The sequence below is a fragment of the Blastococcus sp. HT6-30 genome, from assembly GCF_039729015.1.
GTDB lineage: Bacteria > Actinomycetota > Actinomycetes > Mycobacteriales > Geodermatophilaceae > Blastococcus.
This window is the reverse complement of record NZ_CP155792.1, coordinates 33,610-59,087: the sequence shown is the minus strand read 5'-3', so window position 1 is coordinate 59,087 and position 25,478 is coordinate 33,610. Positions and strand designations below refer to the sequence as shown.

Here is a 25,478-nt window from a genome sequence, read left to right as displayed (position 1 = left end):
CTCCGGCGCGCCGGTCGCACCACGTGCACGTAGGGCCACCGGAACGGTGACGCTCCGGCGAGCCGCGCCCGACCGGCCGTCGCGGTCCCGGATGCCGGCGCCGTGGAGGACCGCGTGATCGGCCCCCCGGGCCTGGCAAGGTGACCGGTGACACGGGCCGCTCCTGCGGCCGCACCGAACGAGCCGGAAGGCAGGGCGACGATGTCCGACACCGTGACCCGGGAGGACGCCGGCGGCGTCGCGACCCTCACCCTGCTCCGCGCCGGGCTGACGTCGGCGCTGCGGCGCGACCTGCGGGCCGCGGTGGAGGACGTCGCGGCCGACGAGTCGGTGCGGGCCGTGCTGCTCACCGGGGCCGGGCGGGCCTTCTGCGTCGGCCAGGACCTCGGCGAGCACCTGCAGAAGCTGCAGGGCGGGGGCGATGCGCCGCTGGCGGTCGTGGAACGCGAGTACAACCCGCTGGTCCTGGCGCTGGCCGGGCTCCGGGTGCCGGTCGTCGTCGGCATCAACGGGGCGTGCGCCGGCGCCGGCCTGGGCATCGCGCTGGCCGGGGACCTGCGGATCGCGGCCGCCGGGGCCAAGTTCACGACGGCGTTCACCGGCATCGGCCTGTCCAGCGACTCGGCGCTGGCGGCGCGGCTGGTGCACAGCGTGGGCGGCTCGCGCGCCGCGCAGCTGCTGCTCGCGCCCGAGCCGTTCCTGGCCGAGACCGCCGCCGAGTGGGGGCTGGTGCACCGCGTGGTGTCCCCCGAGCAGGTGCTGCCGGAGGCGCAGGAGCTCGCCGCGCGGCTGGCCGCGGGCCCCACTGCCGCCTACCGGGCGGTGAAGACCGTGCTGGCCACCGCGGCCACCGACTCGCTGGAGGAGACCCTCGCCCTCGAGGGGCGGCTACAGGCGGAGGTCGGGCGGACCGCTGACCACCGGGAGGCGGTCGAGGCCTTCCTGGAGAAGCGGGCACCCCGCTTCACCGGCCGCTGAGGCGCTCCCGGCGCGGCCGGGACGTGTGCACCTCCGCCGTCGGGCCGGTGGGTCCGACCCGACAGCAGGGGCGTCAGAGGGTCGCCGTCCCCGGCGACGGCGCGGCGAGGGTGGTGCAGGCGGAGCAGGCGTCGGCGGCGCGGACCGGCCACTCCCGCTCAGGGGTGACGCGGGCGAGCGAGCCGCAGACGGTGAGCTCGCAGGCGCCGTCCACCTCGGCCGGCGGCCGGTGCAGCTCCACGGCGTGCCACAGTGCGGCGGTGGGCCCGTGGGCGCGGCTGCGTGCGGCGGCGAAGACGGTCGTCTGCAGCATCATGCGCAGGACGTCGGCAGGTCGGCGGTCCCGGGTGACGGGGCCGGGCGCCTGTCTCCCCCCGACGGGTGAGGGCCCCGGGTCGGGTGCAGGATCGGGCGCATGGAGCTCACCAAGCACGGTCACGCCTGCGTGGTTCTCGCCGACGGGGAGCGGCGGCTGGTCGTGGACCCCGGCGCCTTCACCGACCCGGTGGCTCTCGACGGCGCCACGGCGGTGCTGGTGACGCACGAGCACGCCGACCACTTCGTGGCCGACCGGCTGCGCGCGGCCATGGCGGCGAGCCCGGGGCTGGAGGTGTGGACGAACCGGTCGGTGGCCGCCCAGCTGGAGGGGGCCGGGAACCGGGTCCACGTGGTGGGGGCCGGTGACGTGGTCACGGTGGCGGGGTTCGAGGTGCAGGTGCACGGGGAGCTGCACGCCGAGATCCACCCGGAGCTGCCCCGGGTGGCCAACGTGGGTTTCCTGGTCGACGGCGAGGTCTTCCACCCCGGCGACGCCTTCACGGTGCCCGATACGCCCGTCGCGACGCTGCTGCTGCCGCTGCACGCGCCGTGGTCCCGGACCGCCGAGGTCGTCGACTACCTGCGGGCGGTCCACGCCGACCAGGCGTTCGCGGTGCACGACGGGCTGCTCAACGACACCGGGATCGGTGTGGTGAGCGGGCTGCTCGGGGAGCGGGGTCCGGGGACCCCGACGCCGGTCGCCCGGCTGACCCCCGGGGAGACGGTCGAGGTCTGAACCCGACCGCCTCCGCCGGGGGAGGTCTGAACCCGACCGCCTCCGCCGGGGGACGGCGGTCAGGTCAGGGTCAGGTCAGCGGACGGCGCGGTCGTTGCGACCGGTGAGCGTGGACGCCGCCACCACCAGGACCGCCGCCAGGACGATGGAGATGATCCACCGCAGCCAGTCGATTCCGGCGGTGTCCTCGACACCCAGCAGGCCGCTCACCCAGTACCCGAGGAGCACACCGCCGACGCCGCACAGCAGCGTGAGCCAGATGGGCGTGTTGTCGCGCGTGCTGGGGGCGACGAACTTCCCGAGCAGGCCGATGATGAGCCCCGCGATGATCAGTCCGATGATTTCCATGGCAAGCTCCTCAGATCGGTCGACCGGCGCGCACGTCCCTCCCGGCACGGTGCCGAGCGTGCCGCCGGTGCACGACAAGGCTCCGTACCCGGGTTGATCACGACCAAGCGTGATTCCCCCGAACGTGCGGCACGCCGATCCCCGATCAGGAGCCCGCGGCCGCCTGGGCCACGTGCGCGGGCACCTTGGCCAGCTCGGCGTCGACCGTCCGCTGCACCAGCCGGCGCACGGCGGTGCGGGTCAGCCGGCGGACCAGCCGGCTGCCGGCGGTGGGCTCGCGGGTGATCGCGATGGCGACCCGTGTGCCGCCGGCGGCGGTGTCGGACAGCTCGATCTCCGTCGTCCAGGTCTCGGGGGTGAGCTCCAGGCGCGTGGTCACCCGGCGGCGGGGCTCCCAGGCGACGATCTCCCCGCGGGGCGCACCGGGGCGCGGCGCCGCGCCGTCGAGCCTCCCGGGCGAGCAGACGAACGTCGTCCCGGCTCCCGGCGACCTGGAAGCGTCGAGCGCGTAGGAGACGTCGCAGACGGCGCAGTAGGGCTCCAGCACGGCCAGCGCCCGCCAGACCTCGGCGCGTGGTTCGGGCACCTCACGGGCACCGGTCGCGGTCGTCACCTCAGCGCCCTCCCACGGAGACCTCGAACTCCACCTGGCTGACGTCCGGCCGGAGCCGGGAGAAGCTGTGCACCAGCGGCCGCCCGTCGCTGTCCCGGACGGTGGTCCGCACGACCAGGAGCGGTGAGCCGGCCACCACGCGGAGCAGATCGGCCTCCTCCGGCGCGGCGGTGCCGACGTCCACGACGATCCGCGCGTGGGCCAGGTCGGCCGAGTACTCCGCGCGCAGGTAGTCGTAGAGCGATCCCTCGCCGAAGTCCGCATCTGCCGCCCGCGGGTAGAGGCCGGCCGGGAGGAAGCTGTGCGCGACGTGGTTCGGGGTGCCGTCCACGCTGCGCAGCCGCACCAGCTCCACGACGTCCGCGGCCGGCTCGAGGTTCAGCTCGGTGGCCACGGTGGCCGGCACGGGCACGATCCGCTGGGTCAGGACCCTGGTGCCGACCTGGGCCCCCTGCTCGGTCATGACCGAGTTGAACCCGGCGATGCGGTGCACGAAGCTCTCGCGGTACTCGTGCCGGATGGCCGGGCGGGTCACGTAGGTGCCCCGGCCCTGCTCGCGGACGAGGTGCCCGTCGGCGACCAGGCCGTCGACCGCGCGGCGCAGTGTGATCCGGCTGACCCCGTACTCGGCGCAGAGCACCGGCTCCGGTGGAAGGAGCGTCAGCTCCGGCAGGGCGGCGACGCGGCGCCGGAGGTGCTCCCGGACCGACAGGTACTTCGGTCCGGACAGAGGGCTCGCCACGCCCCGAAGGTACTGCCCGAACAGACGTCTGGTCGTCATGTCGTATGAGACGTCACCTCCACGTGTCCCGAACCCTCGCGGTGACGGGCGCACGGAACCTGGAGGCGGCGGGTGGCACGCATCCGGGCGGGAGCAGAAGATCACCGGGTGACCGGATCCCCGGACTGGCGAAGGCGCAGGTGGGAGGCGACCCACGAGCGGATCTTCACGGCCGCGGTGCGGTTGTTCGAGGACGAGGGCTTCGACCAGGTGAGCGTCAGCAGGATCGCCACGGCGGCCGGCGTCTCGGTGCCGACCTTCTACGCGCACTACCCGAGCAAGGAACACGTCGTCATGCGCCTGATGGCGCCCGAGCAGGTGGCCGCGCTCATCGCCGCCCAGCCGGCGTCGCTGCCCCTGGCGGCGCGCATCCGCCAGGCCGCGTACGACTCGCTCACCGGGATCGACGGCGAGACCCGCGCGCAGCTGCACGCCCGCTGGCAGATCATCGCCGGCAGCACGGCGCTGCGGCACCGCGCCGGCGAGTTCGACCGGATCACCGCGACGATGGTCGCCGCCTCCCTCACCGAGGACGGGTCCCCCCGTCCGGCCGACCTCGTGGTGGCCAGCGCCTACCTCGCCGCCTTCACGACCGGCCTGCTCGTCTGGGCCGACGGCAGCGAGACGAGCCTGGAGGAGTGCATTCGGGCGGCCTTCGCCGCCCTGGAGCAGGCGTGAGCGGTCAACCGCGCGGCGCCCGGAGCTCGATGACGGTGACCTCCGGCCGGGCCCCGATCCGCATCGGCGGACCCCAGTACCCCGCTCCGGTGGTCACGTACAGCTGGGTGTCGCCGTGCCGCGACCAGCCCTCCACCGCCGGCTGGTCCAGGCGCACGGCGTAGTCGAAGGGCCACAGCTGCCCGCCGTGGGTGTGGCCGGACAGCTGCAGGTCGACCCCCGCCGCCGCGGCCTGCTCCACCTGCACCGGCTGGTGTGCGAGCAGGACCACCGGCGTGGCGTCGTCCCGTCCGTCCAGCGCGGCGTCGAGATCGGCGCCGTGACCAGGCAGCCCCGAGATCGCCGCCGTCCGGTCGTCGATGCCGGCGAGGTCGAACGAGGCGCCGCCCCGGCGGATGGCCACCCGCTCGTTGCGGAGCACGTCCACGCCCAGGGTCGGCAGGTGCCGCATCCAGGCGCGGGTGTCGACGAAGTACTCGTGGTTGCCGGTGACGAAGTAGACGCCCTGCCCGCTCACCAGGTCGGCGAGCGGGGCGACGTCCTCCCGCAGGTCGTCGACGTCGCCGTCGACCAGGTCGCCGACGATCGCCACGACGTCGGGGCGCTGCTCGTTGACGATCTCGACCACCCGCTCGAAGCGGCGCCCGCCGTAGGTCGCCGAGAGGTGGCCGTCGGAGAAGGTCACGATCCGCAGGCCGTCCAGCGCCGGGTCCAGCCCCCGCAGGGTCACCGGGACCCGCCGGACCACCGGCGCGGAGTTGGCGAACCAGGCGCCCGCGCCGGCCGTGCCGAGCGCCACCGCGCCTGCGGTCACCGCCAGCCCCCGGGCCAGGAAGAGCCGCCGGGGGAGGGCCGTGTCCGTGACGCCGCGGTCCTCCTGGACCGCGACCCGGCCGGGTTCGCCCCCGTCAGCCCGAGCCGCTGCGTCGTCCCTGCGCGGACCCCCCCGGAGCCCGTTCGGGACGACCCTGTCCCGCGTCCTACGGAGCCAGGCATCGCCGACCAGCCGCACCGGTTCGAGGGCGACCAGGGCCAGGACGGCGTAGAGCGCGATGCCGAGCCAGCTGTAGCCGATCCAGCTCAAGGGGGTGATCGCGTCCAGGGACAGGACGCCGCGCAGCGTCACGGCCAGGACCGGCAGCACCGCCAGGACGACGGTGAGCGCCGTCAGCCGCCGGCGCAGCCGTCCCGGCCGCGTGGTCCCGCGCACCACGCGCACCCACAGGTAGGCGTGCAGCGACCCCACGGCCAGCAGGACGACCGTCCCGAAGCCCAGCAGACCGATGAGGGACAGGGCAGGCCTCCGGAGGCGTCGAGCGGCGTGGGCGCCCGGGCGGTACGCACCGGTGCAGAGGGTGGACGACGGGGGACGGCGCCGCGTTCCCGGGGGTCAGCCGGCGGTGCCCAGCCGGGACGAGAGCGCGGACGCCAGCTTCGAGACGCGCGGCGAGGGACGGGCGCCCGCGGCCACCAGCACCTCGCCCACCGCGGCCAGCAGGGGCTCCTCCCCCTCCACCAGCTCGACCTCGACCTCCCGCCAGGACCGGACCTCCGGGGATCCGCCCGGCGCCGCGGCCGGCACCGTCGCCGTCACCGTGTCGTCGGCGAGCTCGGCCAGCGCGCGGCCCGCGGCGTTCCGGAGCACGGTGACCACCCGCCGGGTGCGCATGGTCACGACCGGCCCGGGGACCTCGCCCGCCAGGAGACCGGCGACCACGTCCAGCAGCTCGGCGGGGGCCGTGCCGGTGCGGTGGTCGAGCGGCAGGTGCAGTTCCCGGCGGGCGGCCCCGGCCGGGAGCTTGAGGTGCCAGCCCTCGTCGGGCCCGCCGGTGCGGCGGCGGAGGGTCACCCGGCCGCGGACCAGCCGCAGGTCGGCGGTGTCGTGGTACACCGCCGTCAGCTCGTGCGTCACCGGTGCGTCCACGACGGCGACGCCGGGGACCGCGTCGAGCGCCGGCAGGACGAAATCCGTGTCGACGTCGAACTTGCGCTCGACCTCCAGCTGCTCGGTGACCACGGACCCGACCGTAGGGCAGCCACCGGTCGGCGGCCGCTCCGCGCGCTGGCTACCGTGGCGGCCATGTCCCCGGCGCCCCTCGATCCGCGATGGGCAGCCGGGGCGGCGCTCCCGTGGGCGGTGTGGGCGGCGCTGCGCGCCACCGGCGCCGAACGCGGCTACCCGCTCGTGCCGGCGCTGGCCTTCACCCCGTACACGGCCGCCACCGCAGTCCTCCCGCTGGCCGCCGCCGTCCGGGCCCGCTCGCTGCCCGGCACCCTGCTGGCCGCCGCGGCCGGCGCGACGCTCGGCGCCGCGGTCGTGTCGCACCGGGGCCGCCCGCCCACCGGTCCCCCTCCGGCGGGCACCCGGCTGCGGATCGCCACGGTCAGCCTGCGGTTGGGCCGGGTTCCGGCCGGACCGGTGGTCGAGCTGGTGCGCGAGCACGACGTCGACGTCCTGGCGGTGCAGGAGCTCACCCCCGACGCCCACCGGCGGCTGACCGCGGCCGGCCTGGACCGGGAACTCCCCCACGTCCACGTCGTCCCCGCCCGGCCGGGCAGCGTCGTATCCGCCTCCGGCGGCGTCTGGAGCCGGTGGCCGATCACCGGGCGGCGGGTGGTGCCCGGTGGCTACGAGCAGCCCGTGGTCCGCCTGCCGGGCGGCGACGGGCCCGACGTCGAGATCACCTCGATCCACTCCCGGCCCCCGTCGACCTCCCCCGCCGCCGTGCGCGGCTGGAGCGAGGACCTCGCCGCCCTGCCGCCGCCCGACCCGGTGGTGCTGCGGGTGCTGGCCGGCGACTTCAACGCCACCCTCGACCACGCCGCGCTGCGGGCGGTGCTGCGCCAGGGGTACCGGGACGCCGCCCGGGCGGCGGGCCGGGGGCTGACGTGGACCTGGCGACCGCTGCGCCTCCGCTTTCCACGGCTGGCGCTGGACCACGTCCTGATCGACCCGCGCCTCGCCGTCACCGGCTTCACGGCGGCGCCGGTGGAGGGCAGCGACCACCGGTCGCTGGTCGTGGATCTGGTGCTGCCGGGCCGCTGACCGGGCGTCGATGTTCATCGACGCTCCCGACTGGGCAGGCTCGGGGACGTGGCGCACCCCGAGCGCCGCACCGGAGGGGAGCCGACCCATGTTGAGCGAGCGCGAGGTGGCCGCCGCGATCGGCAGCACCGCCTACGGCGACGGTGGCGACAAGCTGGGCACCGTCGAACACTTCTTCGTCGACGACCGGACCGGGAAGCCGACCTGGGCGGCGGTGACCACCGGCGTGTTCGGCACGCGGCACTCGGTCGTGCCTGCCGGGAACGCCACGTGGGACGACGGGCGGCTGCACCTGCCGGTGAGCGCCGAGGCGGTCAAGACCGCCCCGTCCGTGGGCGGGAACCACCTCGACCCGGGCGAGGAGGCGGAGCTGCGCCGCCACTACGGGCTCGCCGAGGGACGCGGCACCGACCTGGACGAGGACGGTGAGCGCAGCCCCGACGCCGTCACGCCCGTCGCCGCCGCACCGCTGGCCGGGCCCACCGACACGGTCACCGTGCCGGCGGCGGGCGCGGTCCCCCCGCCCCCGGCCGCCGGAGCCGCGCCCGCCGGAGGCACGGACGGCGCCATGACCCGCAGCGAGGAGCAGCTGCGGGTGCACACCGAGCAGGCGGTCACCCGACGGGTGCGCCTGGTGAAGTACGTGGTCACCGAAGAGGTGCAGATCACCGTGCCGATCCGGCGCGAGGAGATCCGCCTCGAGGAGGTGCCGTCGGACGCGACCGGGACGGCGACGGAGGACGTCCCGGGTGAGTCGCTCGTACCGGAGGGCGCGTCGGCCGGCTCCGGGCTGCCGGACGAGATCGTGCTGCACACCGAGCGCCCGGTGGTCAGCGTCGAGGTCGTGCCGACCGAGCGGGTGCGGCTGCGCGCCGAGCTGGTCGAGGGCCACGAGACGGTCACCGAGCAGATCCAGCGCGAGCAGGTCGTCGTCGACCAGGACGGCACGCCCCGGACCTGAGCCGCCGGATCAGCCGCGCCGGTCCTCGAGGAAGCGCAGCCGGTCGCGGGTCGCCGTCACCTCGGCGGGGTCGACGTCGGCCAGCACGAGGGTCTCGGCGCCCGCCGCGGTGGCGAGCAGCTCGCCCATCGGGTCCACGACTCGGCTGTCGCCGGCATGCTCGGTGCCGTCCCCGGCGGTGCCCACCCGGTTGCAGCCCACGACGTAGGCCTGGTTCTCGATGGCCCGGGCCTGCAGCAACGTCTGCCAGTGCAGCCGCCGGGCGCCCGGCCAGTTGGCCACCACCACGTAGAGGTCGGTGCCGGGCGCCGCACGCCAGAAGACGTCGGCGAAGCGCAGGTCGTAGCAGACGAACGGGGTGACCCGCAGGCCCCCGATCTCGACGGTGACCGGCCCGTCGCCGGCCCGGAAACGCTCGTGCTCCCCGCCGTGCGTGAACGGGTGCAGCTTGCGGTACCGGTGCGTGGTCCCGTCAGGCCCGGCGAGGACGAAGGAGTTGTAGGGCAGCTGCTCCCCCGGCGCGATCTCCGGGCAGCTGCCGCCCACCCACACGCCGTGGTCGGCCGCCTGGGCGGCGAGGAACCGCGCCGACGGACCGCCCTCGGGCTCCCCGATGCCCGGCGTCATGGAGAAGCCGGTGGAGAACGTCTCGGTGAGGAGCACCAGCTCCGCACCGGCGGCGACCGCCCGTCCCACCTGCGGCGCCAGCCGCGCGAAGTTGGCCTCCCGGTCCTCCCACACGATGTCGTGCTGCACCGCCGCGACCCTCATGCCAGCCTCCCCAACCGCTCGACCGCCTCGGCGAGCACCGCATCGCTCTTGCAGAACGCGAACCGCACCAGGTGCCGCCCCAGGGAGGCGTGCGCCGGTGTGTAGAAGACCACGGTCGGGACGGCGACGACGCCGGCCCGCTCGGGAAGGGCCCGGCAGAAGGCCAGCCCGTCGCCGTCGGGCTGCACCGCGCGCACGTCGACCGTGGCGAAGTAGGTGGCCTGCGGGCTGATCACCGGCAGCCCGGCGTTCCGCAGGCCGGCGACCAGGACGTCCCGCCGGGCCTCCAGGTCGCGGGCCACCCCGTCGAAGTAGGCGTCGGGCAGCCGCAGTCCGGCGGCCACCGCGGGCTGCAACGGCCCGGCGTTGACGTAGGTGAGGAACTGCTTGGCGGTGCGGACGGCGGTGACGAGGGGCGCGGGCCCGCAGACCCAGCCCACCTTCCAGCCGGTCACATCGAACGTCTTGCCCGCGCTGGAGACGACGAGCGTCCGCTCGCGCATGCCCGGCAGCGTGGCGGGGGAGACGTGCCGGGCGCCGTCGAACACCAGGTGCTCGTAGACCTCGTCGGTGATCACCAGGAGGTCGTGGGCGGTGGCCAGCTCGGCCAGCACCGCGAGCTCGGCCGCGGTCAGGACCGTGCCGGTGGGGTTGTGCGGCGTGTTCACCAGCAGCAGCCGGGTGCGCGGCGTGACGGCAGCGCGCAGCTCGGCCTCGTCGAAGGTCCAGGGCCCCACGCCGTCGGCGGGTGGGTGCAGCGGCACCGGGCGGAGCACGCCGCCGGCCATCGCCACCGACGCGCTGTAGCTGTCGTAGATCGGCTCCAGGACCACGACCTCGTCGCCGGGCTCGAGCAGCGCGAGCATGGCCGCCGCCAGCGCCTCGGTGGCACCGGCGGTCACCAGCACCTCGGTGTCCGGGTCGTACGCGAGGCCCTGGAACCGCTGCTGGTGCTCGGCGACGGCGGCCCGCAGCTCCGGGATGCCCGGGCCGGGCGGGTACTGGTCGGCGGCGGTCCCGATCGCGGCCCGGGCGACGTCGAGCACCTCCGGCGACCCCGGGTAGTCGGGGAAGCCCTGGCCGAGGTTGATCGAGCCGGTCGCGACGGCGAGGGCGCTCATCTCGGCGAACACCGTCGTACCGAAACCGCGCAGCCGGGACGCCAGCGGATCCCTCACCGTGCTCCTCCCCCCCCGGTTCCACGTGGAACCGCTGCCGCGCCTCCCGGGCCGCGAGCCTCCCGGCATCAGCCGATCCGGACGTCCTCGGCACCCTCGATCGCGACGACGTCACCGGAGCGCAGCTGCCGGCCGCGGCGCTCCTCCGGCTCGCCGTTGACGGTCACCGCCCCGGAGAGCAGGACGTCCTTCACCTGGGCGCCGGTGGGGACGGCGTCGACGAGCTTGAGCAGCTGGCCGAGGCGGATGCTGTCCTCGCCGGGACGCAGGTCGATGGTGCGCACGGTCGTCAGTCTGCCGTCGGTGCCAGGACGTCGCCGACCCGGACGGTGCCGGGCTCCACGACGGCGGCCCGCACCGCCAGCAGCCCGCCCCGTTCGCGGTGGACGGTCTTGAGCACCGAGGTGTCGCGGGCGATCCCGCCGGGCTGCGGGCGTGTGGTCATCACGCAGCGGGGGATCCCGGTGCCGACGCGCAGGTGCACGCCACCCAGCTCCACCTCCCGGCCGCGCAGGTCGTCCTCCCCCGCGCCGTCCAGGACGACGTTGGCCCGGAACCGGCGGCGGTCCCAGGTGCCGAGCGTGCCGGTGGAGACCAGCGAGAGCCGGATGCGCGGGCTGTCGTGGAACGGGCCCGACGCGCCCTCCCACTGCAGCCATTCGGTGGGGTCGGGGACGTCCTCGTCCGCCGGGGTCTCGTAGGTGGGTGCGGCGTCGTGGTCGGCTGCCGCGCGCAGCTCCACCCGGCGGCCGAGCCAGGCCGACAGGACGCCGTCGTCGGCGGTGACCGTGCCGTCGGGCAGGACCACCTCGACACCGCCGCCGGGGCGCAGCCGGGCGGCACCGAACAGCAGCTCGGGCACCCGCCGCGCGGTCAGCCCCAGGCCGGTGTCCCGGTCGAACAACGCCCAGCCCCGGTCCCCGGCGATGCCGAGCGGACCGATCCACGCCTCGGTCAGCCGCTCGCCGTGCAGCGACTTCACCGGGTAGCGCCAGAGCTCCTGCACCCGCACCTCAGGCCGCCGGGGTCCAGGCCAGCGACCAGGTGCCCGACCACGTCCGCCCCGGCGCGAGGACGACCAGGTCGACGCCGTCGGCCAGCGCGTTCGGCGGGCAGGTCATCGGCTCCACGGCCAGGCTGCGGCGCCACTGGCCGGCGGGAAGGGTGTCCCCGCTGTAGACCTGCAGCCAGGGCCACGAGCCGTCGACCGAGAGCACCAGCTCGCCGGCGCGGCCCCGCAGCCGCACGCGCGCCCAGCCGTCGTCGTCGCGCTCCAGGTCGGTGAGCGGGGTGTCCAGCGCCCGGTCGCCGATCCGGCCGGCCGCGCCGTCGAAAGGCCGCCGCTCCCCCGTCGGCAGTCCGCCGTCGACGACCAGCTCGGTGCGGGCCGGGAGGGTCAGCTCGGCGTCCGCGATGCCGCCGTCCGCCGTCGCCCCGACGGAGAGGTAGGGGTGGAACCCGGCGCCGAACGGCGCGGGCGCCTCACCCACATTCCGCACCCGCAGGGTGGTGGTGAGCCGGTCGGGGGCGAGTCGGTGGTCGACCGCGACGGCCAGCCGGAACGGGTAACCCGGGTGCGGCTCGACCGTGGTCCCGACCGTGACGAACCCGTCCGCCTCTGCCAGCACCGACCACGGCTGCCAGGCGACCAACCCGTGGATGGCGTGCGGCTCCTCGGGCGACCGGACGTCGAGCTGCAGGTCCTCGCCCCCCCACGTCCACCGGCCGTGCCGCAGCCGGTTGGGCCAGGGCACCAGGGTGGCGCCGCGCCAGCCGGGCAGGACGCGACCGGCCGGGTAGCCGTCGAGCACCTCCCAGTCCCCCACCGCGAGGCGGCGCAACGTCCCGCCGCGCAGGTCGACGGCGAGGACGGCACCGCCCGCGGCGAGCTCCACCTCGGTGCGGTCGGCACGGGGCCAGACGTCGGGCATGGCGCCACCTCACCACACCCGCCGCCAGCACTCCCCTCGAGATCCGCACAGTCGTGGCCATCGAGCCCTGATGGCCCCGGGTGTGCAGATCTCGCGCGACGTCAGGGGTGGTAGGTGACCTGCTCGGCGAACTCCAGCACCTGCTCCTGAGTGAACGCGTCGGGCACCTGGAGCTCGAAGGTCGTCCCGTCCTCGAACTGACCCTGCAGGAACCAGGCCTGCCGCTGGTCCGCGTACCCGGCGTCGATGCGGGCCAGATAGGCCGGGCGGTCGTGGACGGTCACCGGGACCACGTCGCCGACGGGCCCCATGAGCTGGTCGCGCAGCTCGTCCGGCGGAGAGACGTCCTCGGGCAGCGGCACGTGCACTGTGATCGTCTGCTGCTCGTAGGCGTCGTTGACCAGGGTGAGGACCCGCCCCATCTTGTAGAACTGCACCGACCACCCCGCCGGCGCCAGTTCGGCGGTCAGGGTGACCCGTTGCGGCCGGTCGACCAGCGACTCGGCGACGGCGACGAGGCGCTCCGCTGAGCTGTAGCGGCCGTACCCGAGGAGCATCACCCAGTGGTCGTCGGACCGCTCCCAGTTCAGCCGGGCGAAGGTCCGCCGGCCGCAGTCCTCCCCGACTCCGGCGCCGGTGCACCACGTGCGCGAGTACCGGACGAGCTCGGCGTCGCGTCCGTCCACCGACACCTCCCCGGCCGACAGCTCCCGGTAGTCGGCCGAGCCCTCGTCCGGGCTCTCGTGCTCGTCCTCGGCGACGTAGACGGTGAACCCGTTCCGCCCGGTCGCGTCGTCGTAGGAGGCGATCGAAGCGCCCTCCCCGTTGCCGTCGAAGGCCGGCGCCATCCCCTCGGGCTCCGGCTCCAGCGACAGGGGGAAGGTCGGCATCTGGAAGTCGACGAGGGTGACGCTGGTGGCCGGCGTCCCCGGCCCGTCCGGGGCGGCGATGACGACGGCGGCGGCCCAGGCGGCCGCGACCGTGACGGCGGCCAGCCCGGTGCGGACGGTGGCCTTCCGGCTCGGCCGGCGGCGACGGTGGAGGGCAGGGCCCTCGATCTCGGCGAGCAGCGCGGCCCGGGCGGCCGAGCGGGCGGCGGGGGCGAGCGGCGGGGCCTCGGGCCCGGCCTCGCGGAGCAGCGTGAGGTCGTTCATCGGTCCTCCTCCTCGGAGGTCGGCGCCAAGGGGGAGACGTCGCCGAGGGCGGCGCGGGTCTGGCGGCGGGCGCGGTGCAGCCGCGAGCGCACCGTGCCGACCGGGACGTCGAGGACGGCGGCGATCTCCTCGTAGCCGAGCTGGCCCCAGGCGAGCAGGAGCAGGGCGTCGCGGTCGCGTGGCTTCAACCCGGCCAGCGCGGCGGCGAGCGGGCCGCGCAGGGCCTGGGCGTCCAGCCGGTCCGCGGCGTCACCCGGGTCCTCGCCGTGCCGCTCGGGTTCGGCGGCCGCCCGGGCCAGTGCGCGGTAGCGGCGCTGCTCCGTGCGCCGGTGGCCGTGCACCACGTTGGTCGCGATGCCGAGAAGCCACGGCCGGACCTCGACGTGCTCGGGGCGGTACGCCGCACGGCGCCGGAACGCGACGAGGAAGACCTCGCTGAGCAGGTCGTCGGCGAGCTCGCCCACGCGGCGGCCGAGGTAGCGGTGCACGGTCGCGGCGTGCCGGTCGAACAGCGCGGCGAACTCCGCCGGGTCGTCGACCGAGCGGGCGATCAGCTCGGCGTCCCTGGGGAGCGCGTCGGGCAGCGCCCGCAGCCGAGGGGGCTCGGCGGGTGGACCGGCGGACCGGTGCATCGCCGTCGGGGTCACGGCAGGTGATGATCCGGCCGCGATCGGTGAAGTCGTCACACCCGTTGATGTCCGGTGCGCCGGATTCGGTTCACGGGCGGTCGGTGCGGCCGGGAGGCGGTCAGTCGCCGCAGTTCTCGTCGCCGTAGGCGAAGACTGTGTCGGCGGCGGCGAAGAACTCCTCCGCTTCCTGCTCGGAGAGCTCCCCGGCCTCGAGGGCCCCCGCGAGGTCGCCGTCCTCCGGGAACGCCTCGACCATGTGCTCCGCGGCCTCGCGCACCTCGTCGCCGGCCTCGTCCGGAACCCTGTCGGCCAGCTCCTCCAGCACCTCTCGGACCTGCGCGCCGTCCTCCGGCTCCACCTCGGCGGTCGACAGGTACTGCTCGCAGAAGTCATCGACGCCCGGGCCGCCGCACGCGGTCACGGTCAGCGACAGCAGCGCCGCGGTGGCGGCCCGGGCGATCCTCCGCAGGCGCACGGCCATTCCTTCCAGAGCGGGGCGGACCGCCCAGTCGGCGGCTCCGGCCCACCCTCACACATCCGGTTCCCGGACCGGAGCCGACCGGTACCCGAACCCGGTCAGGCCGCGAGAACCTGCTCGAAGAACAGCGAGTGCTCGGCGTCGGGGTCGCCCACGTAGTGGCCGAACGCCCCGATCGGCCGGTACCCGGCGCCCGAGTAAAGCGCGATCGCCTCGGGCTGACGGGGTCCGCTCTCCAGCCGCAGTGTCGTCCAGCCCCGCGCCCGGGCGGCGTCCTCGAGCCCGGCCAGGACCGCCTTCGACACCCCCCGGCCGCGGGCGGCGGGAACCACGTACATGCGCTTCACCACCGCCGCGCCGTTCCCCAGCGCGCAGTGCTCCGCAGCCGAGCGCCGTCGCGTCGTCATCCCGGCCACCGGGACCACGCTGACGTCGGCGGCCGACGGGGGCCGGCCCGGCTCCTCCTTGCCGTCGTAGCGGCCCCGGACCTCGGTCTGCCGGTCGGTCGTGAGCCGCCGGACGTCCGGGTCGTCCCAGGCAGCCGGCTCGACGATCACGCCGTCGATCATCCCAACCGCCCGGAACCGCTCCGGAGGTACCGTCCGCTGGACGCCCCACCGAAGGAGCACCGTGCCGGTCGACCGCGAACTGCCCACTCCCGAGGCCGAGGACCTGCTGGCCCTCGTCCGCGAGATCGCCGACGCCGAGCTCGCGCCGAAAGCGGCGGCGTACGAGCGCGAGGAGCGCTTTCCCCGCGAGGTGTTCCGCCTCCTCGGCGACGCCGGGCTGATGGGGCTGCCCTTCCCCGAGGAGATCGGCGGGGGCGGTCAGCCCTACGCCGTCTACCTGCAGGTACTCGAGGAGCTGGCGGCCCGCTGGGCGAGCGTCGCGCTCGGCATCAGCGTGCACACCCTGGCCTGCTCCCCCGTCGCAGCGTTCGGCACCGAGGCCCAGCGCCGCGACCTGCTGCCGGAGATGGTGGGCGGCACCCTGCTCGGCGCCTACTCGCTGTCCGAGGCGCACGCCGGCTCCGACGTGGCGGCCATGCGCGCGAGCGCGGCGCCCGCCGAGGACGGCTGGGTCGCCCGCGGGGAGAAGGCGTGGGTCACCCACGGCGGGCACGCCGACTTCTACTCGACGTTCCTGCGCACCCCTGCCGACGGGGAGCGCGGCATCTCCTGCTTCCACCTGACCCCCGACCTGCCCGGGTTCAGCGCCGCGAAGCCCGAGGAGAAGATGGGCCTGACCGGCTCGACCACCTCCGCGATCCGGCTCGACGACGTGCCGATCCCGGCCGACCGGCTGGTCGGCGAGCCCGGGCGCGGCATGGCCATCGCCCTCGGCGCGCTGGACTCCGGGCGCCTGGGCATCAGCGCCGTCGCCGTCGGGCTGGCCCAGTCCGCCCTCGACGTCGCCGTCGCCTACGCCGTCGAGCGGGAGGCCTTCGGTCGCCGGATCGCCGAGCACCAGGGCGTGTCGTTCCTGCTCGCCGACATGGCCGCCGCCGTGGAATCCGCCCGCGCCACCTATCTGGTCGCCGCCCGCCGCAAGGACGCCGGCAAGCCGTTCTCCCGGCAGGCGAGCATCGCCAAGCTCGTCGCCACCGACGCCGCCATGAAGGTCACCACCGACGCCGTCCAGGTGCTCGGGGGAGCCGGCTACACCCGCGACCACCCGGCGGAGCGCTACATGCGGGAGGCGAAGGTGATGCAGATCTTCGAGGGGACCAACCAGATCCAGCGCATGGTGATCGGCCGCCACCTGACCGCGGAGGCGGTGCCTCCCGCCGGCTGAGCCGCTGTCCGGCGCCCGACGGGTTCCACGTGGAACCGGTGACAGCTGTCAGTGGACCCCGCCCGTCGAGCCGGAACAGACTGGGGCACCCGAGCGAGGAGACGCCATGCCCAGCCCCACCTGCGTGCAGCCGATGCCGACCGGGCCGCGGTAGCCACCGTCCTGGGCAGGGCCATGTCGGAAGGCCGGCTCACGGTCGCCGAGTACGACGAGCGGCTCGCCCAGGCCTACGCGGCGCGCACGTTCGGCGAGCTGGCCCCGCTCACCACCGACCTGCCGAACCCTGCCGACGCACCCGCACCCGGGCCGCGGCGGCCACCCCCGATCGGACGACGGCGGCGACCGCCTGCGTGGCCGGCCGGGGTGCGCACGGGTGGCCGGCATGGGGCTCGTGGTCGACCACCGCGCTGATCGTGCTGGCGATCTGGGGGGTGACCTCCCTGGCCGCGCGGGAGTTCCCCTACTTCTGGCCGTTCTGGGTGATCGTCCCGTGGGCGCGATGCTCGCGGCCGGCTCGCTGGGCGAGCGCCTCCGCGGCGGGGCGGACCGGCAGGTCACCGGCTGCTCCCCAGACGCCCCGCACGGCGGCGGGAGCACCGCAGTGCCGGAGGCGGTACCCGCGAGGCCGTCGTCCAGCCGAGCCCGGCGGGTTCTCCGCGGCCGGCCGCCGGGGCCGACCGCGGGGAACGCCGTTCTCAGTAGGTGAAGCGGCCCACCGTCGTGCGCAGGTCGGCGGCCATGCGGGACAGCTCGTCCACCGCGATCCGGGTCTGCCCGAGCGCCTGGGTGGTCGAGTCGGCCGCCGTGGAGACCCCGGTGATGTTCTCGGCGATCTGCGTCGAGCCGCTGGCGGCCTCCACCACCGACCGGGACATCTCGTTGGTGGTCGCGGTCTGCTCCTCCACCGCCGAGGCGATGGTCGTCTGCCGGTCGGAGATCTGCGCGACGATCGCGGAGATCTCCCCGATCGCCGCCACCGCCGCGGTCGTGTCACCCTGGATCGCCTGCACCCGGCGGGCGATGTCCTCGGTCGCCTTCGCCGTCTCCTGCGCCAGCTCCTTCACCTCGTTGGCCACCACCGCGAAACCCTTCCCGGCCTCACCGGCCCGCGCGGCCTCGATCGTGGCGTTCAGCGCCAGCAGGTTCGTCTGCTCCGCGATCGAGGTGATCACCTTCACCACGTTGCCGATCTCCGCCGAGGACTCCCCCAGCTTCGCCACCGTCGCCGTCGTGGTCTCCGCCGCGGTCACCGCACGCGCCGCGACGTCGGAGGCCTCCGCCGCATTCGTCGCGATCTCCCGGATCGAGGCACCCATCTCCTCCGCACCCGCGGCGACGGTCTGCACGCTGCGCGAGACCTCCTCGGCCGCAGCCGAGACCACGCCTGCCTGCGCGCTGGTCTCCTCCGCACCCGCCGAGATCTGCGACGACGACGCGCTCAACTCCTCCGACGAGGCCGCCACCGCATCCGCCGAGGACGCGACCCCCGAGAGGACCTCCCGCATGTTGGCCACCGCGGTGTCCAGGGCCTGACCCATCCGGCCGAGCTCGTCCCGCGTCTGCAGGCCACTGCTCTGGGTGAGGTCGCCCGCGACGAGGGCCTCGGCGACCCGCTGCACCCGCCGGACGCCACCGGCGATCCCCCGGGCCACGACCAGCCCGATCACCGCCGCGAGCGCGATGCCGGCGAGCAGCACCACGATGGAGAGCGTGCGCTGGGAGGTGTACTGGTCCTGCGCTGCGGCGGCGGCCGCCTCGGCGTCCGCACCCTCCATCTCCCGGACCTGGGCGAGGTTCTCGTCGACCTGCACGGCCAGCGGCGCGACGTCGGTCTCGTTGGCGGCCCACCATCCCTGGTGGTCCAGCGCCAGTGCGAGCGGACCCAGGCGCGTCTGCGTCGCGCTGACGTACTCGTCGAACGCCGCGGCCGCCTCGTCGACCAGAGCCTGCTTGTCCGCGGTCGGGAACGTGTCGGCATAGGCGTCGGCCGCGACATGGAAATCATCGGCCAACTGCGGAATGGTGGCCTCGCTGATCTGCACGCTGTCCGCGTCATCGGGCGTCAGGAGGGCGTTCCGCGAGTCGATGCGGATCTGCAGGAGCGCCTCTTTCATGTCCGCCGCCATCTCGAGGCCAGCGATGTTCCTCTGGTACAGCGCCTGGCTGGTGTCGACCGAGGTGCCCAGGGCAGTGATGCCCATGACGCCGACCCCGACGGCCACGGCCGCCGCGGTCCCCACGGCGGTGAGGGTCTTCGTGCTCACGCCGCGGTCACCCCACCAAGCACGCGGAGGAGTCTGGGTGGTCGGCTGGTCGCCGGTACGGACGGTGTCGTGCATGGACATCAGGTGCTCCTACGGTGGTCCGCTGAGACGGACGGGGTTGCGGGTTTTCGGCGCCAGCTCCGCGACGGTGCGGTTCTCATCCCCGGTGACGCCGGACGGTAGAGCTTCCCGAGAACACAGTGGCCGGAATAGCCGGGCGTGTCGGAATGGCGAAGTGCAACTTTTGCGACACGACATCTGCTTGTCGACCCGAAATGGCGATCACCTCCGACATCCACCGGGGACGTCGATCCCCGGTGGCGTCATCGCTTTGTCGACAGCGGAAAGTCGGTGGCCATTGTCGTGCCCAACTGCAGCCCGGGACGGAATGGTGACCGGCCCCCGGTCGCGCACCGTTCGATCTCCGCAGGTGGCCATCGGCGATGGGCAGCGACGCATGCGGCGGCAGCACCGTGACGGACCGGTAGGCCGCCGGCCACGTCGAGGACGGTGTCCGGGAGCCCTGACGAGCCGACAGGAACCACCGGGAGTCCGCTGAATCCCCCATAAGGGGGCGACCCGCTTCTCGTCCGCTCAACCCGCGACGACTTCGACCGATGTCCGCCGGGAAGGCGACGGTCCGGTGCCGACCGAGGCCGCGCCGGACAGGACGAACGGGACGGGAGGCGCCGTGGACGAGATGGGGGCGCTGGCGGGGACGTCCACGGTCACCACCCGGCTGCTGCTGCGGATCGTGGTCGAGCGGGGCGGAGAGGGTGCCGTCGAGCGGGTGCTGGTCAGCGCCGGCCTGGTCGGCCGGCGGACGCAGCTGCAGAGCCTTCGGGGCCGGGTGTCCTACCCGGAGAAGTTGCGGCTGTTCGACGCCGCCGTCCAGGAGCTCGGTGATCCACGGATCGGGCTCGCCCTGGGCGATGCCGCGGTGACGGACCCCGCAGTCGCGGCGCTGCGGCGGGTGCTGGTCACCTTCGGTTCCCCCACGGGTCTGTTGCGGCAGGTGTCCCGGATCTCCACCCGCATGGACAGCTCGGCGGTGTTCCGCTGCGAGTCCGCCGCAGCGGGCACGGCGCGGCTGACCTGGCGGGTGCTGTCACCGCATCGGCCCAGTCGCGTGGACTGCGACTACAACATCGGGTTGCTGAGGAAGGCCCCCGTGCTCTTCGGTCTCCAGCCTGCTGTCGTCGAGCACTGGGCCTGTCAGGTCGACGGCGCCCCGCAGTGCGACTACGCCGTCACCTGGCAGGAACAGCCCGCACGTTCCCGGTGGGGTCGCCGGCGCCGGCCGACGGCCCGGAACCGCACGCACGCGCCGGTCCCCGATGCCGAGGAGCGGCTGCGCGACCTCCAGGAAGCCGCGACGGACCTCCTCGGCGGCGACTCCCTGGAGGACACGCTGGACCGCGTGGCGTCGCGTGCGGACCGGGCCGTGCACGCCCCGGGTTACGTCCTCGACGTCCGCCTGCCGGGCGGGGCGCGGCACGTGCGCTCACGCGGTCTGGGGTCGTCGATACTGGCCGCGCTCGGGAACGGCCGACTGGAGGTCGGCTGCAGGCGGACCGGCGGTACGTCGGTGCTCGCCGTGCCGGTGAGCTCCGCGACGCGGGACTACGGGATCCTGGCCGTGATCGCCTGGCCCGGGCAGGCGACCTTCCCCGGGGACGTCGAGCTGCTCACCGCCTACGCCCGCCACGCCGCGGCCGCCATCGAGATGTCGGCGTCGCTGGCCGAGGCCCGGGAGCAGGAGGAGACGGCGCGCCTCCTGCTCAGCGTCGCGCGTTCCCTGGCGGGCCGGCGGGAGCCCCAGGCGATCGCGCAGACCATCGCCGACGCCGTCCCGGCGCTCTGCGGAGCCGACCGGTCCGCGGTCGCGCTGTGGGAGCCAGGGATGCAGGCGGTCTGGATCGCCGGCCTGAGCGGCTGGCCGCAGGAGCTGGCCGAGCACCTGGCCGGGTACGTGACCACGACGGAGGAGAGCCCCGAGCTGTGCGAGCTGATCGCCGTCGGCGCACCCATGCTGGTCGACCGGTCGAGCTCGGTCTGGGCCGACGAGGTGTTCGGCACGTTCGGCATCACCGCGATGGGCGGGGTGCCGATCAAGGTCGACGACCGGCTGGTGGGCATCGTCCTCGCCCACTGGGCGCACGGCGCACCACCGACCGCCCTCGGGGAGGGGACCACCGAGCGGATGTGGGGGCTCGCCGGCCTGGCCGGCGTGGCGCTGGACAACACGCAGCTGCTCGACGAGATCGCGCGCCAGGCCACCCACGACTCCCTCACCGGCCTGCCGAACCGCGCACTGCTGGAGTCACGGGTCCACACCGCCCTGAGCCGACCGGAGTGCCCGACCGGCCGCACCGCCCTCCTCTTCTGCGACATCGACCGGCTCAAGCGGGTCAACGACAGCCTCGGGCACGGCGCGGGGGACGAGGTGCTGAGGGAGGTCGCCCGCCGGCTGCGGTCGGTGGTCCGCGATCAGGACACCGTGGCGCGTTACAGCGGCGACGAGTTCGTCGTCCTGCTGCCTGGCGGGGCCGAGCCCACCGCCCGTGAGGTGGCCGACCGGATGCGACGGTCCCTGTCGGCACCGCTGCGCGTCGATGGCCAGGAGGTGTTCGTCGCCCTGGCCGTCGGTATCGCCGTCTCCGAGGCGTGCGAGGGCATGCCCGACGACGACGTGCGGCACGCCGCACGCGATCTGGTCGAGCGCGCCGAGGAGGACATGCAGCGGTGCACGACCGGCGCCTCGGCCGGCCAGGAGGAGGAGGCGCGGGAGCGGCTCCGGCTCGAGACCGACCTGCACGGCGCGGTCGCCCGCGGCGAGATCGTGGTGCACCTGCAACCGCAGGTGGAGCTGCCGGGCGGACGGATCGTGGCCGTCGAGGCGCTGGCGCGGTGGGACCACCCCACCCTGGGCCCGGTCGGGCCGGACGTGTTCGTCCCCGTCGCCGAGGCGAGCGGCCAGATCACCACCATCGGCGAGCACGTGCTCCACGAGGCGTGCCGGACCGTCGCCGGGTGGCGGGCAGACGGGCTGGAGCTCGAGGTGGCCGTGAACGTCTCCGCCGTCCAGCTGACCGACCCCGATTTCGCCGGGTCCGTGCTCCGCGTCCTCACCGCGACCGGGCTGCCGCCCGCGTCGCTGACGCTGGAGGTGACCGAGAGCCAGGTCCTCTCCGAGGTCGCCACCCGCCACGGGCACCTCGAGCTCCTCCGCGCACTGGGGATCGGGATCTCGATCGACGACTTCGGCACCGGGTACTCCTCGCTGGCCCAGCTCCAGCGGCTGCCGGTCACCGAGCTGAAGATCGACCGGTCCTTCACCTCGCAGCTCTCCGACGCTGCTCCTCCTTCGCCCCTGGTCGCCGGGATCGTGGGGCTCGCGCACGGACTCGGGCTCCGGGTCGTGGCCGAGGGCGTGGAGACCTGCGCCCAGTCGGCGGCGCTGCAGGGCATGACCTGCGACCGGGCCCAGGGCTACCGGTTCGGCGGTCCCGCGCCACCCTCGGTGGTGAGGGATCTCCTCCTCGCGAGGAACGGAGCAGCAATGCTCGAGCGGCTGTGACGACGGAAGGCGGTCGTCGACACGACCCGACCGTGGTCGTCCCCCCGGGTGGTGTCCCCCCTTACGGATCGAGTCGGCGACCCAGCCGACCACGTCTCGGCCGAGGGCACGCACCGGGCCCGGACGACGAACGAGCGCCGGACCCGAAGGGCCGGCGCTCGTCGTGTCGTGGTGGGCAAGGGGGGAGTTGAACCCCCACGTCCTTTCGGACACACGGACCTGAACCGTGCGCGTCTGCCATTCCGCCACTTGCCCTGGCGAGGGGAGACAGTAGCAGCAGCGAGCCGCATCCCCGGCAGGGGGTCGGTCGTCGGGCGGGTCCGCAAACGCCGTGCGGGGCGTCGCACGTCACCGGCCGGTCAGTCGCGCCGGGTCCGGCTACGATCACGGGTGGCAGAGTGGGACGTCCGGTGCGAGCGCGAAGGAGCGACTGTGGGTGTGCTGCAGCGCTTCGAGCGCCGGCTCGAAGGCATGGTCGGCCTGGCGTTCGCGCGGCTCTTCAAGGGCAAGGTGCACCCGGCGGAGATCGCCAAGGCGCTGCAGCGGGAGGCCGACGAGCAGCGCTCCATCCTCGGCGAGGGCCGCGTCCTGGCCCCCAACGTCTACGTCGTCCGCCTGGGCGAGACCGACTTCGCTCACCTGGGCCAGTGGTCCGACCAGCTCGCCGGCGAGCTCGCCGACATGGTGACCGAGCACATCGAGGACGAGGGCTACCAGGTCTTCGACAAGGTCACCGTCGAGCTCGAGCGCGACGACGAGCTGACCACCGGCGTCTTCGAGGTCAGCTCCCAGGTCGCCGACCCGGCGCGTCCGTCCGCCCGTGCCGACGTCCCCCCCATGGCGTCGGCCCCCGTCGGCGGTCACCCGCCGCTGCCCCCGCTCCCGCCGCTGCGCGGCCGGATGGCCACCGACACCGGGAAGCAGAACCCCTCGGTCCTCGGGCGGGCCGGCGCGCGGACCGCCGCCACGCACGTGCTCGTCGTCGACGGCCCGGCCACGCGCCACGAGCTCTCCACCGGCCGCAACGTCATCGGCCGGGGCACCGAGGCCGACATCCGGCTGCCCGACACCGGCGTCAGCCGGAAGCACGTGGACGTCGTCCTCGACGGCGACGTCGCCACGGTCGAGGACCTCGGATCGACCAACGGCACGCTGGTCAACGGCCGCCGCATCACCCGCCAGCCGCTCAGCGACGGCGACGTGATCCGCATCGGCCACTCGGTCCTGGTCTACCGGCAGGACGGGGCGTGACCGGTCACCCGCGGTCGCAGCACGACGGGATAGGGCGCGACGCACTCCGCCGGGATGCCGCACCGCGCCCTGCCGGGGTGACGTCGTGACCGAGCTCGTCGTGCAGATCTTCCGCTTCGGCTTCCTCCTGCTGCTGTGGCTGTTCATCTTCGCCGCGTTCCGCGTGGTCCGGGCCGACCTGTTCGGGGGGCGCCCGGGACGGGTGGCCGCCGTGCCGCCGCGCGCGTCGGCGTCGAAGAAGCGCGGCGCCCGCGGGCCGAGGTCGCTGGTCGTGACTGCCGGTCCGCTGAGCGGCACCAAGATCACCCTCGGTGACCAGCCGATCCTCATCGGCCGCGCCGACGACTCGACGCTGGTGCTCACCGACGACTTCGCCAGTTCCCGGCACGCCCGCCTGACCAACCGGGGCGGCCAGTGGTACGTCGAGGACCTGGGTTCCACGAACGGGACCTACCTGGACCAGCAACGGGTACAGGGCCCGCTGCTCGTCGCCCCCGGCCAGCCGATCCGCATCGGCCAGACCGCACTGGAGCTCCGTTCGTGACGTTGGTCCTCCGCTACGCCGCGCGTTCCGACCGCGGCCTCATCCGCGGCAGCAACCAGGACTCGGTGTACGCCGGGCCCCGGCTGCTGGCCGTGGCCGACGGCATGGGCGGGCACGCCGCCGGTGACGTCGCGAGCAAGGTGGTCATCGCCGCCCTCGAGCACCTCGACGACGACACGCCGTCGGGCGACATGCTGCAGTCGTTGCGCTCGGCCGTCTTCGACGGCAGCGAGCACCTGCGCGAGGTGATCCGCGAGTCCCCACAGCTGGAGGGCATGGGCACCACGCTCACCGCGATCCTCTTCGCCGGGGGCCGTCTGGCGCTGTGCCACGTCGGCGACTCGCGCGCCTACCTGCTGCGCGACGGCCAGCTCTCGCAGATCACCCACGACGACACGTTCGTGCAGACGCTGATCGACGACGGCCGGATCACGCCGGAGGAGGCCAACACCCACCCGCAGCGCTCCCTCCTGCTCCGCGCCCTCAACGGTCAGGAGGTCGAGCCGGACCTCTCCATGCGAGAGGCGCGCGACGGCGACCGGTACCTGCTGTGCTCCGACGGGCTCTCCGGCGTCGTCAGCGAGGAGACCCTGGCCGAAGCGCTCAAGGACCCGGACCCCGAAGCGACCGCCGACCGCCTGATCGAGCTGGCGCTGCGCAGCGGCGGGCCGGACAACATCACCGTGATCGTCGCCGACGTCCTCGAGGACACCGGGAGCAACGGGCGCTTCGACCCCGTCATCGACGGCGCGGCCGGTGACAACATCGGCCAGCGCGAGGTAGACCCCCGCTCGGCGGCGGGCCGGGCGGCGCTGGCCGATCCAGGCCCTCCTCCTCCGCCGCCCCCCACACTGCCGACGGGCGGCGGCCCCTCCGCCCGCCGCCGCCCGCTTCGCATCCTCCTGGTGGCGGGGGCCCTTCTCACCGTGCTGGGGGCAGGGGCGATCGGTGTGTACGTGTGGGCGCTCAACCACTGGTTCGTGGGCGTGAGCGGCTCGGGCGACGACGAGCAGGTCGCCGTCTACCGGGGTCTGGACGCCTCCGTCCTGGGGATGGACCTCTACCGCCTGGACCGCGGCACGGACCTCGCGGTCACCGACCTGGTCCCGGCGGCCCGCAGCCGGGTCCGCGACAGCATCACCGCCGACGACTCCGGCGACGCCGACCGGATCCTCGCGGCGCTGGAGGACCAGCGGCTGCCCCTGTGCCGCACTGCTGCGAACAGCGACGCGACGCAGCCGGGCCTCCCGCAGTCGCCGCCGGTGGCCGCGCCCACGACCGCGCAGGAGCCCGTCCCCGGTGAGCCGGCCCTCCCCGAGGTGCCGGTGACCGAGGAGACGACGACCACCCCGTCGTCGGCCCGGACGACCTCGTCGTCCGAGCCGGGGGTGAACTGCCGGGAGGCGAGCTAGTGAGCGCCCCAGGCCCCGGTTCCCCACCGGAGG

General features: G+C 74.6%; 27 protein-coding genes and 1 tRNA gene. 11 read left to right on the top strand and 17 right to left on the bottom strand.

Annotated features, from left to right (window positions below; genetic code table 11):
• The first annotated feature begins 201 nt into the window (after positions 1-201).
• Positions 202-978: an enoyl-CoA hydratase-related protein gene (locus ABC795_RS00280; protein ID WP_347058779.1), complete on the top strand. Its 777-nt coding sequence runs from the start codon at positions 202-204 to the stop codon at positions 976-978.
• 73 nt (positions 979-1,051) lie between these two features.
• Here the strand turns inward: ABC795_RS00280 and ABC795_RS00275 are convergent, their stop codons facing one another.
• Complete coding sequence (locus tag ABC795_RS00275) at positions 1,052-1,294, bottom strand: hypothetical protein (protein ID WP_347058777.1); 243 nt, start codon at positions 1,292-1,294, stop codon at positions 1,052-1,054.
• Positions 1,295-1,393: 99 nt separating this feature from the next.
• On the opposite strand from ABC795_RS00275, the gene ABC795_RS00270 reads away from it, so the two are divergent.
• Positions 1,394-2,032, top strand: a complete 639-nt coding sequence (locus ABC795_RS00270; RefSeq protein ID WP_347058776.1) for an MBL fold metallo-hydrolase — start codon at positions 1,394-1,396, stop codon at positions 2,030-2,032.
• A gap of 75 nt (positions 2,033-2,107) precedes the next feature.
• Here the strand turns inward: ABC795_RS00270 and ABC795_RS00265 are convergent, their stop codons facing one another.
• The 3 genes from ABC795_RS00265 to ABC795_RS00255 all read right to left on the bottom strand — a co-directional run bounded on the left by ABC795_RS00265 (position 2,108) and on the right by ABC795_RS00255 (position 3,735).
• Positions 2,108-2,380, bottom strand: a complete 273-nt coding sequence (locus ABC795_RS00265) for a GlsB/YeaQ/YmgE family stress response membrane protein (RefSeq protein ID WP_347058774.1) — start codon at positions 2,378-2,380, stop codon at positions 2,108-2,110.
• 145 nt (positions 2,381-2,525) lie between these two features.
• The gene (locus ABC795_RS00260) at positions 2,526-2,993 is read right to left on the bottom strand and encodes an SRPBCC family protein (protein ID WP_347058773.1); all 468 of its coding nucleotides are present in this window, start codon (positions 2,991-2,993) and stop codon (positions 2,526-2,528) included.
• Position 2,994: 1 nt separating this feature from the next.
• Positions 2,995-3,735, bottom strand: coding sequence for a GntR family transcriptional regulator (locus tag ABC795_RS00255; protein ID WP_347058772.1), 741 nt, complete (start codon positions 3,733-3,735; stop codon positions 2,995-2,997).
• 147 nt (positions 3,736-3,882) lie between these two features.
• Here ABC795_RS00255 and ABC795_RS00250 point away from each other — a divergent pair, with 147 nt between their 5' ends.
• Entirely contained in the window at positions 3,883-4,452 is a 570-nt protein-coding gene (locus tag ABC795_RS00250) for a helix-turn-helix domain-containing protein (RefSeq protein ID WP_347058770.1), read from the top strand.
• A gap of 4 nt (positions 4,453-4,456) precedes the next feature.
• On the opposite strand, the gene ABC795_RS00245 is transcribed toward ABC795_RS00250, so the two are convergent.
• Both ABC795_RS00245 and ABC795_RS00240 read right to left on the bottom strand, forming a co-directional pair.
• Complete coding sequence (locus tag ABC795_RS00245; protein ID WP_347058769.1) at positions 4,457-5,698, bottom strand: metallophosphoesterase; 1,242 nt, start codon at positions 5,696-5,698, stop codon at positions 4,457-4,459.
• Between the two features lie 144 nt (positions 5,699-5,842).
• Complete coding sequence (locus ABC795_RS00240; protein WP_347058767.1) at positions 5,843-6,469, bottom strand: CYTH domain-containing protein; 627 nt, start codon at positions 6,467-6,469, stop codon at positions 5,843-5,845.
• Positions 6,470-6,532: 63 nt separating this feature from the next.
• Here ABC795_RS00240 and ABC795_RS00235 point away from each other — a divergent pair, with 63 nt between their 5' ends.
• Positions 6,533-7,498: an endonuclease/exonuclease/phosphatase family protein gene (locus tag ABC795_RS00235; protein WP_347058765.1), complete on the top strand. Its 966-nt coding sequence runs from the start codon at positions 6,533-6,535 to the stop codon at positions 7,496-7,498.
• 88 nt (positions 7,499-7,586) lie between these two features.
• The gene (locus ABC795_RS00230; protein WP_347058763.1) at positions 7,587-8,459 is read left to right on the top strand and encodes a PRC and DUF2382 domain-containing protein; all 873 of its coding nucleotides are present in this window, start codon (positions 7,587-7,589) and stop codon (positions 8,457-8,459) included.
• Between the two features lie 9 nt (positions 8,460-8,468).
• On the opposite strand, the gene ABC795_RS00225 is transcribed toward ABC795_RS00230, so the two are convergent.
• From ABC795_RS00225 to ABC795_RS00185, 9 genes are all read right to left on the bottom strand, one after another.
• Positions 8,469-9,230, bottom strand: coding sequence for a carbon-nitrogen family hydrolase (locus ABC795_RS00225; protein WP_347058759.1), 762 nt, complete (start codon positions 9,228-9,230; stop codon positions 8,469-8,471).
• On the bottom strand, positions 9,227-10,408 hold the full coding sequence (locus tag ABC795_RS00220; RefSeq protein ID WP_347058757.1) for a pyridoxal phosphate-dependent aminotransferase: 1,182 nt from the start codon (positions 10,406-10,408) through the stop codon (positions 9,227-9,229). The genes ABC795_RS00225 and ABC795_RS00220 overlap by 4 nt, the downstream gene beginning before the upstream one ends.
• 68 nt (positions 10,409-10,476) lie before the next feature.
• Positions 10,477-10,692: an RNA-binding S4 domain-containing protein gene (locus tag ABC795_RS00215; RefSeq protein WP_347058756.1), complete on the bottom strand. Its 216-nt coding sequence runs from the start codon at positions 10,690-10,692 to the stop codon at positions 10,477-10,479.
• A 5-nt stretch (positions 10,693-10,697) separates the two neighbouring features.
• Complete coding sequence (locus tag ABC795_RS00210) at positions 10,698-11,414, bottom strand: MOSC N-terminal beta barrel domain-containing protein (RefSeq protein WP_347058754.1); 717 nt, start codon at positions 11,412-11,414, stop codon at positions 10,698-10,700.
• A 7-nt stretch (positions 11,415-11,421) separates the two neighbouring features.
• On the bottom strand, positions 11,422-12,339 hold the full coding sequence (locus tag ABC795_RS00205) for an aldose 1-epimerase family protein (protein ID WP_347058752.1): 918 nt from the start codon (positions 12,337-12,339) through the stop codon (positions 11,422-11,424).
• A 101-nt stretch (positions 12,340-12,440) separates the two neighbouring features.
• Complete coding sequence (locus ABC795_RS00200) at positions 12,441-13,493, bottom strand: hypothetical protein (protein ID WP_347058750.1); 1,053 nt, start codon at positions 13,491-13,493, stop codon at positions 12,441-12,443.
• The gene (locus ABC795_RS00195; protein ID WP_347058748.1) at positions 13,490-14,140 is read right to left on the bottom strand and encodes an RNA polymerase sigma factor; all 651 of its coding nucleotides are present in this window, start codon (positions 14,138-14,140) and stop codon (positions 13,490-13,492) included. Before ABC795_RS00195 ends, ABC795_RS00200 begins: the two co-directional genes overlap by 4 nt.
• 100 nt (positions 14,141-14,240) lie before the next feature.
• On the bottom strand, positions 14,241-14,597 hold the full coding sequence (locus ABC795_RS00190) for a hypothetical protein (RefSeq protein WP_347058746.1): 357 nt from the start codon (positions 14,595-14,597) through the stop codon (positions 14,241-14,243).
• Between the two features lie 101 nt (positions 14,598-14,698).
• Positions 14,699-15,157 carry a GNAT family N-acetyltransferase gene (locus ABC795_RS00185; RefSeq protein WP_347058745.1) on the bottom strand — a complete coding sequence of 153 codons (459 nt, stop codon included), beginning with the start codon at positions 15,155-15,157 and terminating at the stop codon, positions 14,699-14,701.
• 73 nt (positions 15,158-15,230) lie between these two features.
• Between ABC795_RS00185 and ABC795_RS00180 the strand changes: the two genes are divergently transcribed.
• Together ABC795_RS00180 and ABC795_RS00175 are read left to right on the top strand one after the other, a co-directional pair.
• Positions 15,231-16,394: an acyl-CoA dehydrogenase family protein gene (locus ABC795_RS00180; protein WP_347058743.1), complete on the top strand. Its 1,164-nt coding sequence runs from the start codon at positions 15,231-15,233 to the stop codon at positions 16,392-16,394.
• A 174-nt stretch (positions 16,395-16,568) separates the two neighbouring features.
• Complete coding sequence (locus ABC795_RS00175) at positions 16,569-16,805, top strand: DUF1707 domain-containing protein (RefSeq protein WP_347058741.1); 237 nt, start codon at positions 16,569-16,571, stop codon at positions 16,803-16,805.
• 284 nt (positions 16,806-17,089) lie between these two features.
• Here the strand turns inward: ABC795_RS00175 and ABC795_RS00170 are convergent, their stop codons facing one another.
• Positions 17,090-18,733, bottom strand: coding sequence for a methyl-accepting chemotaxis protein (locus ABC795_RS00170; protein ID WP_347060747.1), 1,644 nt, complete (start codon positions 18,731-18,733; stop codon positions 17,090-17,092).
• Positions 18,734-19,358: 625 nt separating this feature from the next.
• On the opposite strand from ABC795_RS00170, the gene ABC795_RS00165 reads away from it, so the two are divergent.
• Complete coding sequence (locus tag ABC795_RS00165) at positions 19,359-22,238, top strand: sensor domain-containing phosphodiesterase (RefSeq protein ID WP_347060746.1); 2,880 nt, start codon at positions 19,359-19,361, stop codon at positions 22,236-22,238.
• Between the two features lie 169 nt (positions 22,239-22,407).
• On the opposite strand, the gene ABC795_RS00160 is transcribed toward ABC795_RS00165, so the two are convergent.
• A tRNA-Leu gene (locus ABC795_RS00160) sits at positions 22,408-22,493 on the bottom strand.
• A 177-nt stretch (positions 22,494-22,670) separates the two neighbouring features.
• Here ABC795_RS00160 and ABC795_RS00155 point away from each other — a divergent pair.
• The 3 genes from ABC795_RS00155 (at position 22,671) to ABC795_RS00145 (ending at position 25,445) form a co-directional block, all read left to right on the top strand.
• The gene (locus ABC795_RS00155) at positions 22,671-23,489 is read left to right on the top strand and encodes a DUF3662 and FHA domain-containing protein (protein ID WP_347058740.1); all 819 of its coding nucleotides are present in this window, start codon (positions 22,671-22,673) and stop codon (positions 23,487-23,489) included.
• Positions 23,490-23,574: 85 nt separating this feature from the next.
• Positions 23,575-24,033 carry an FHA domain-containing protein gene (locus tag ABC795_RS00150; RefSeq protein WP_347058738.1) on the top strand — a complete coding sequence of 153 codons (459 nt, stop codon included), beginning with the start codon at positions 23,575-23,577 and terminating at the stop codon, positions 24,031-24,033.
• The gene (locus ABC795_RS00145; protein WP_347058736.1) at positions 24,030-25,445 is read left to right on the top strand and encodes a PP2C family serine/threonine-protein phosphatase; all 1,416 of its coding nucleotides are present in this window, start codon (positions 24,030-24,032) and stop codon (positions 25,443-25,445) included. The genes ABC795_RS00150 and ABC795_RS00145 overlap by 4 nt, the downstream gene beginning before the upstream one ends.
• Positions 25,446-25,478 lie beyond the last annotated feature (33 nt).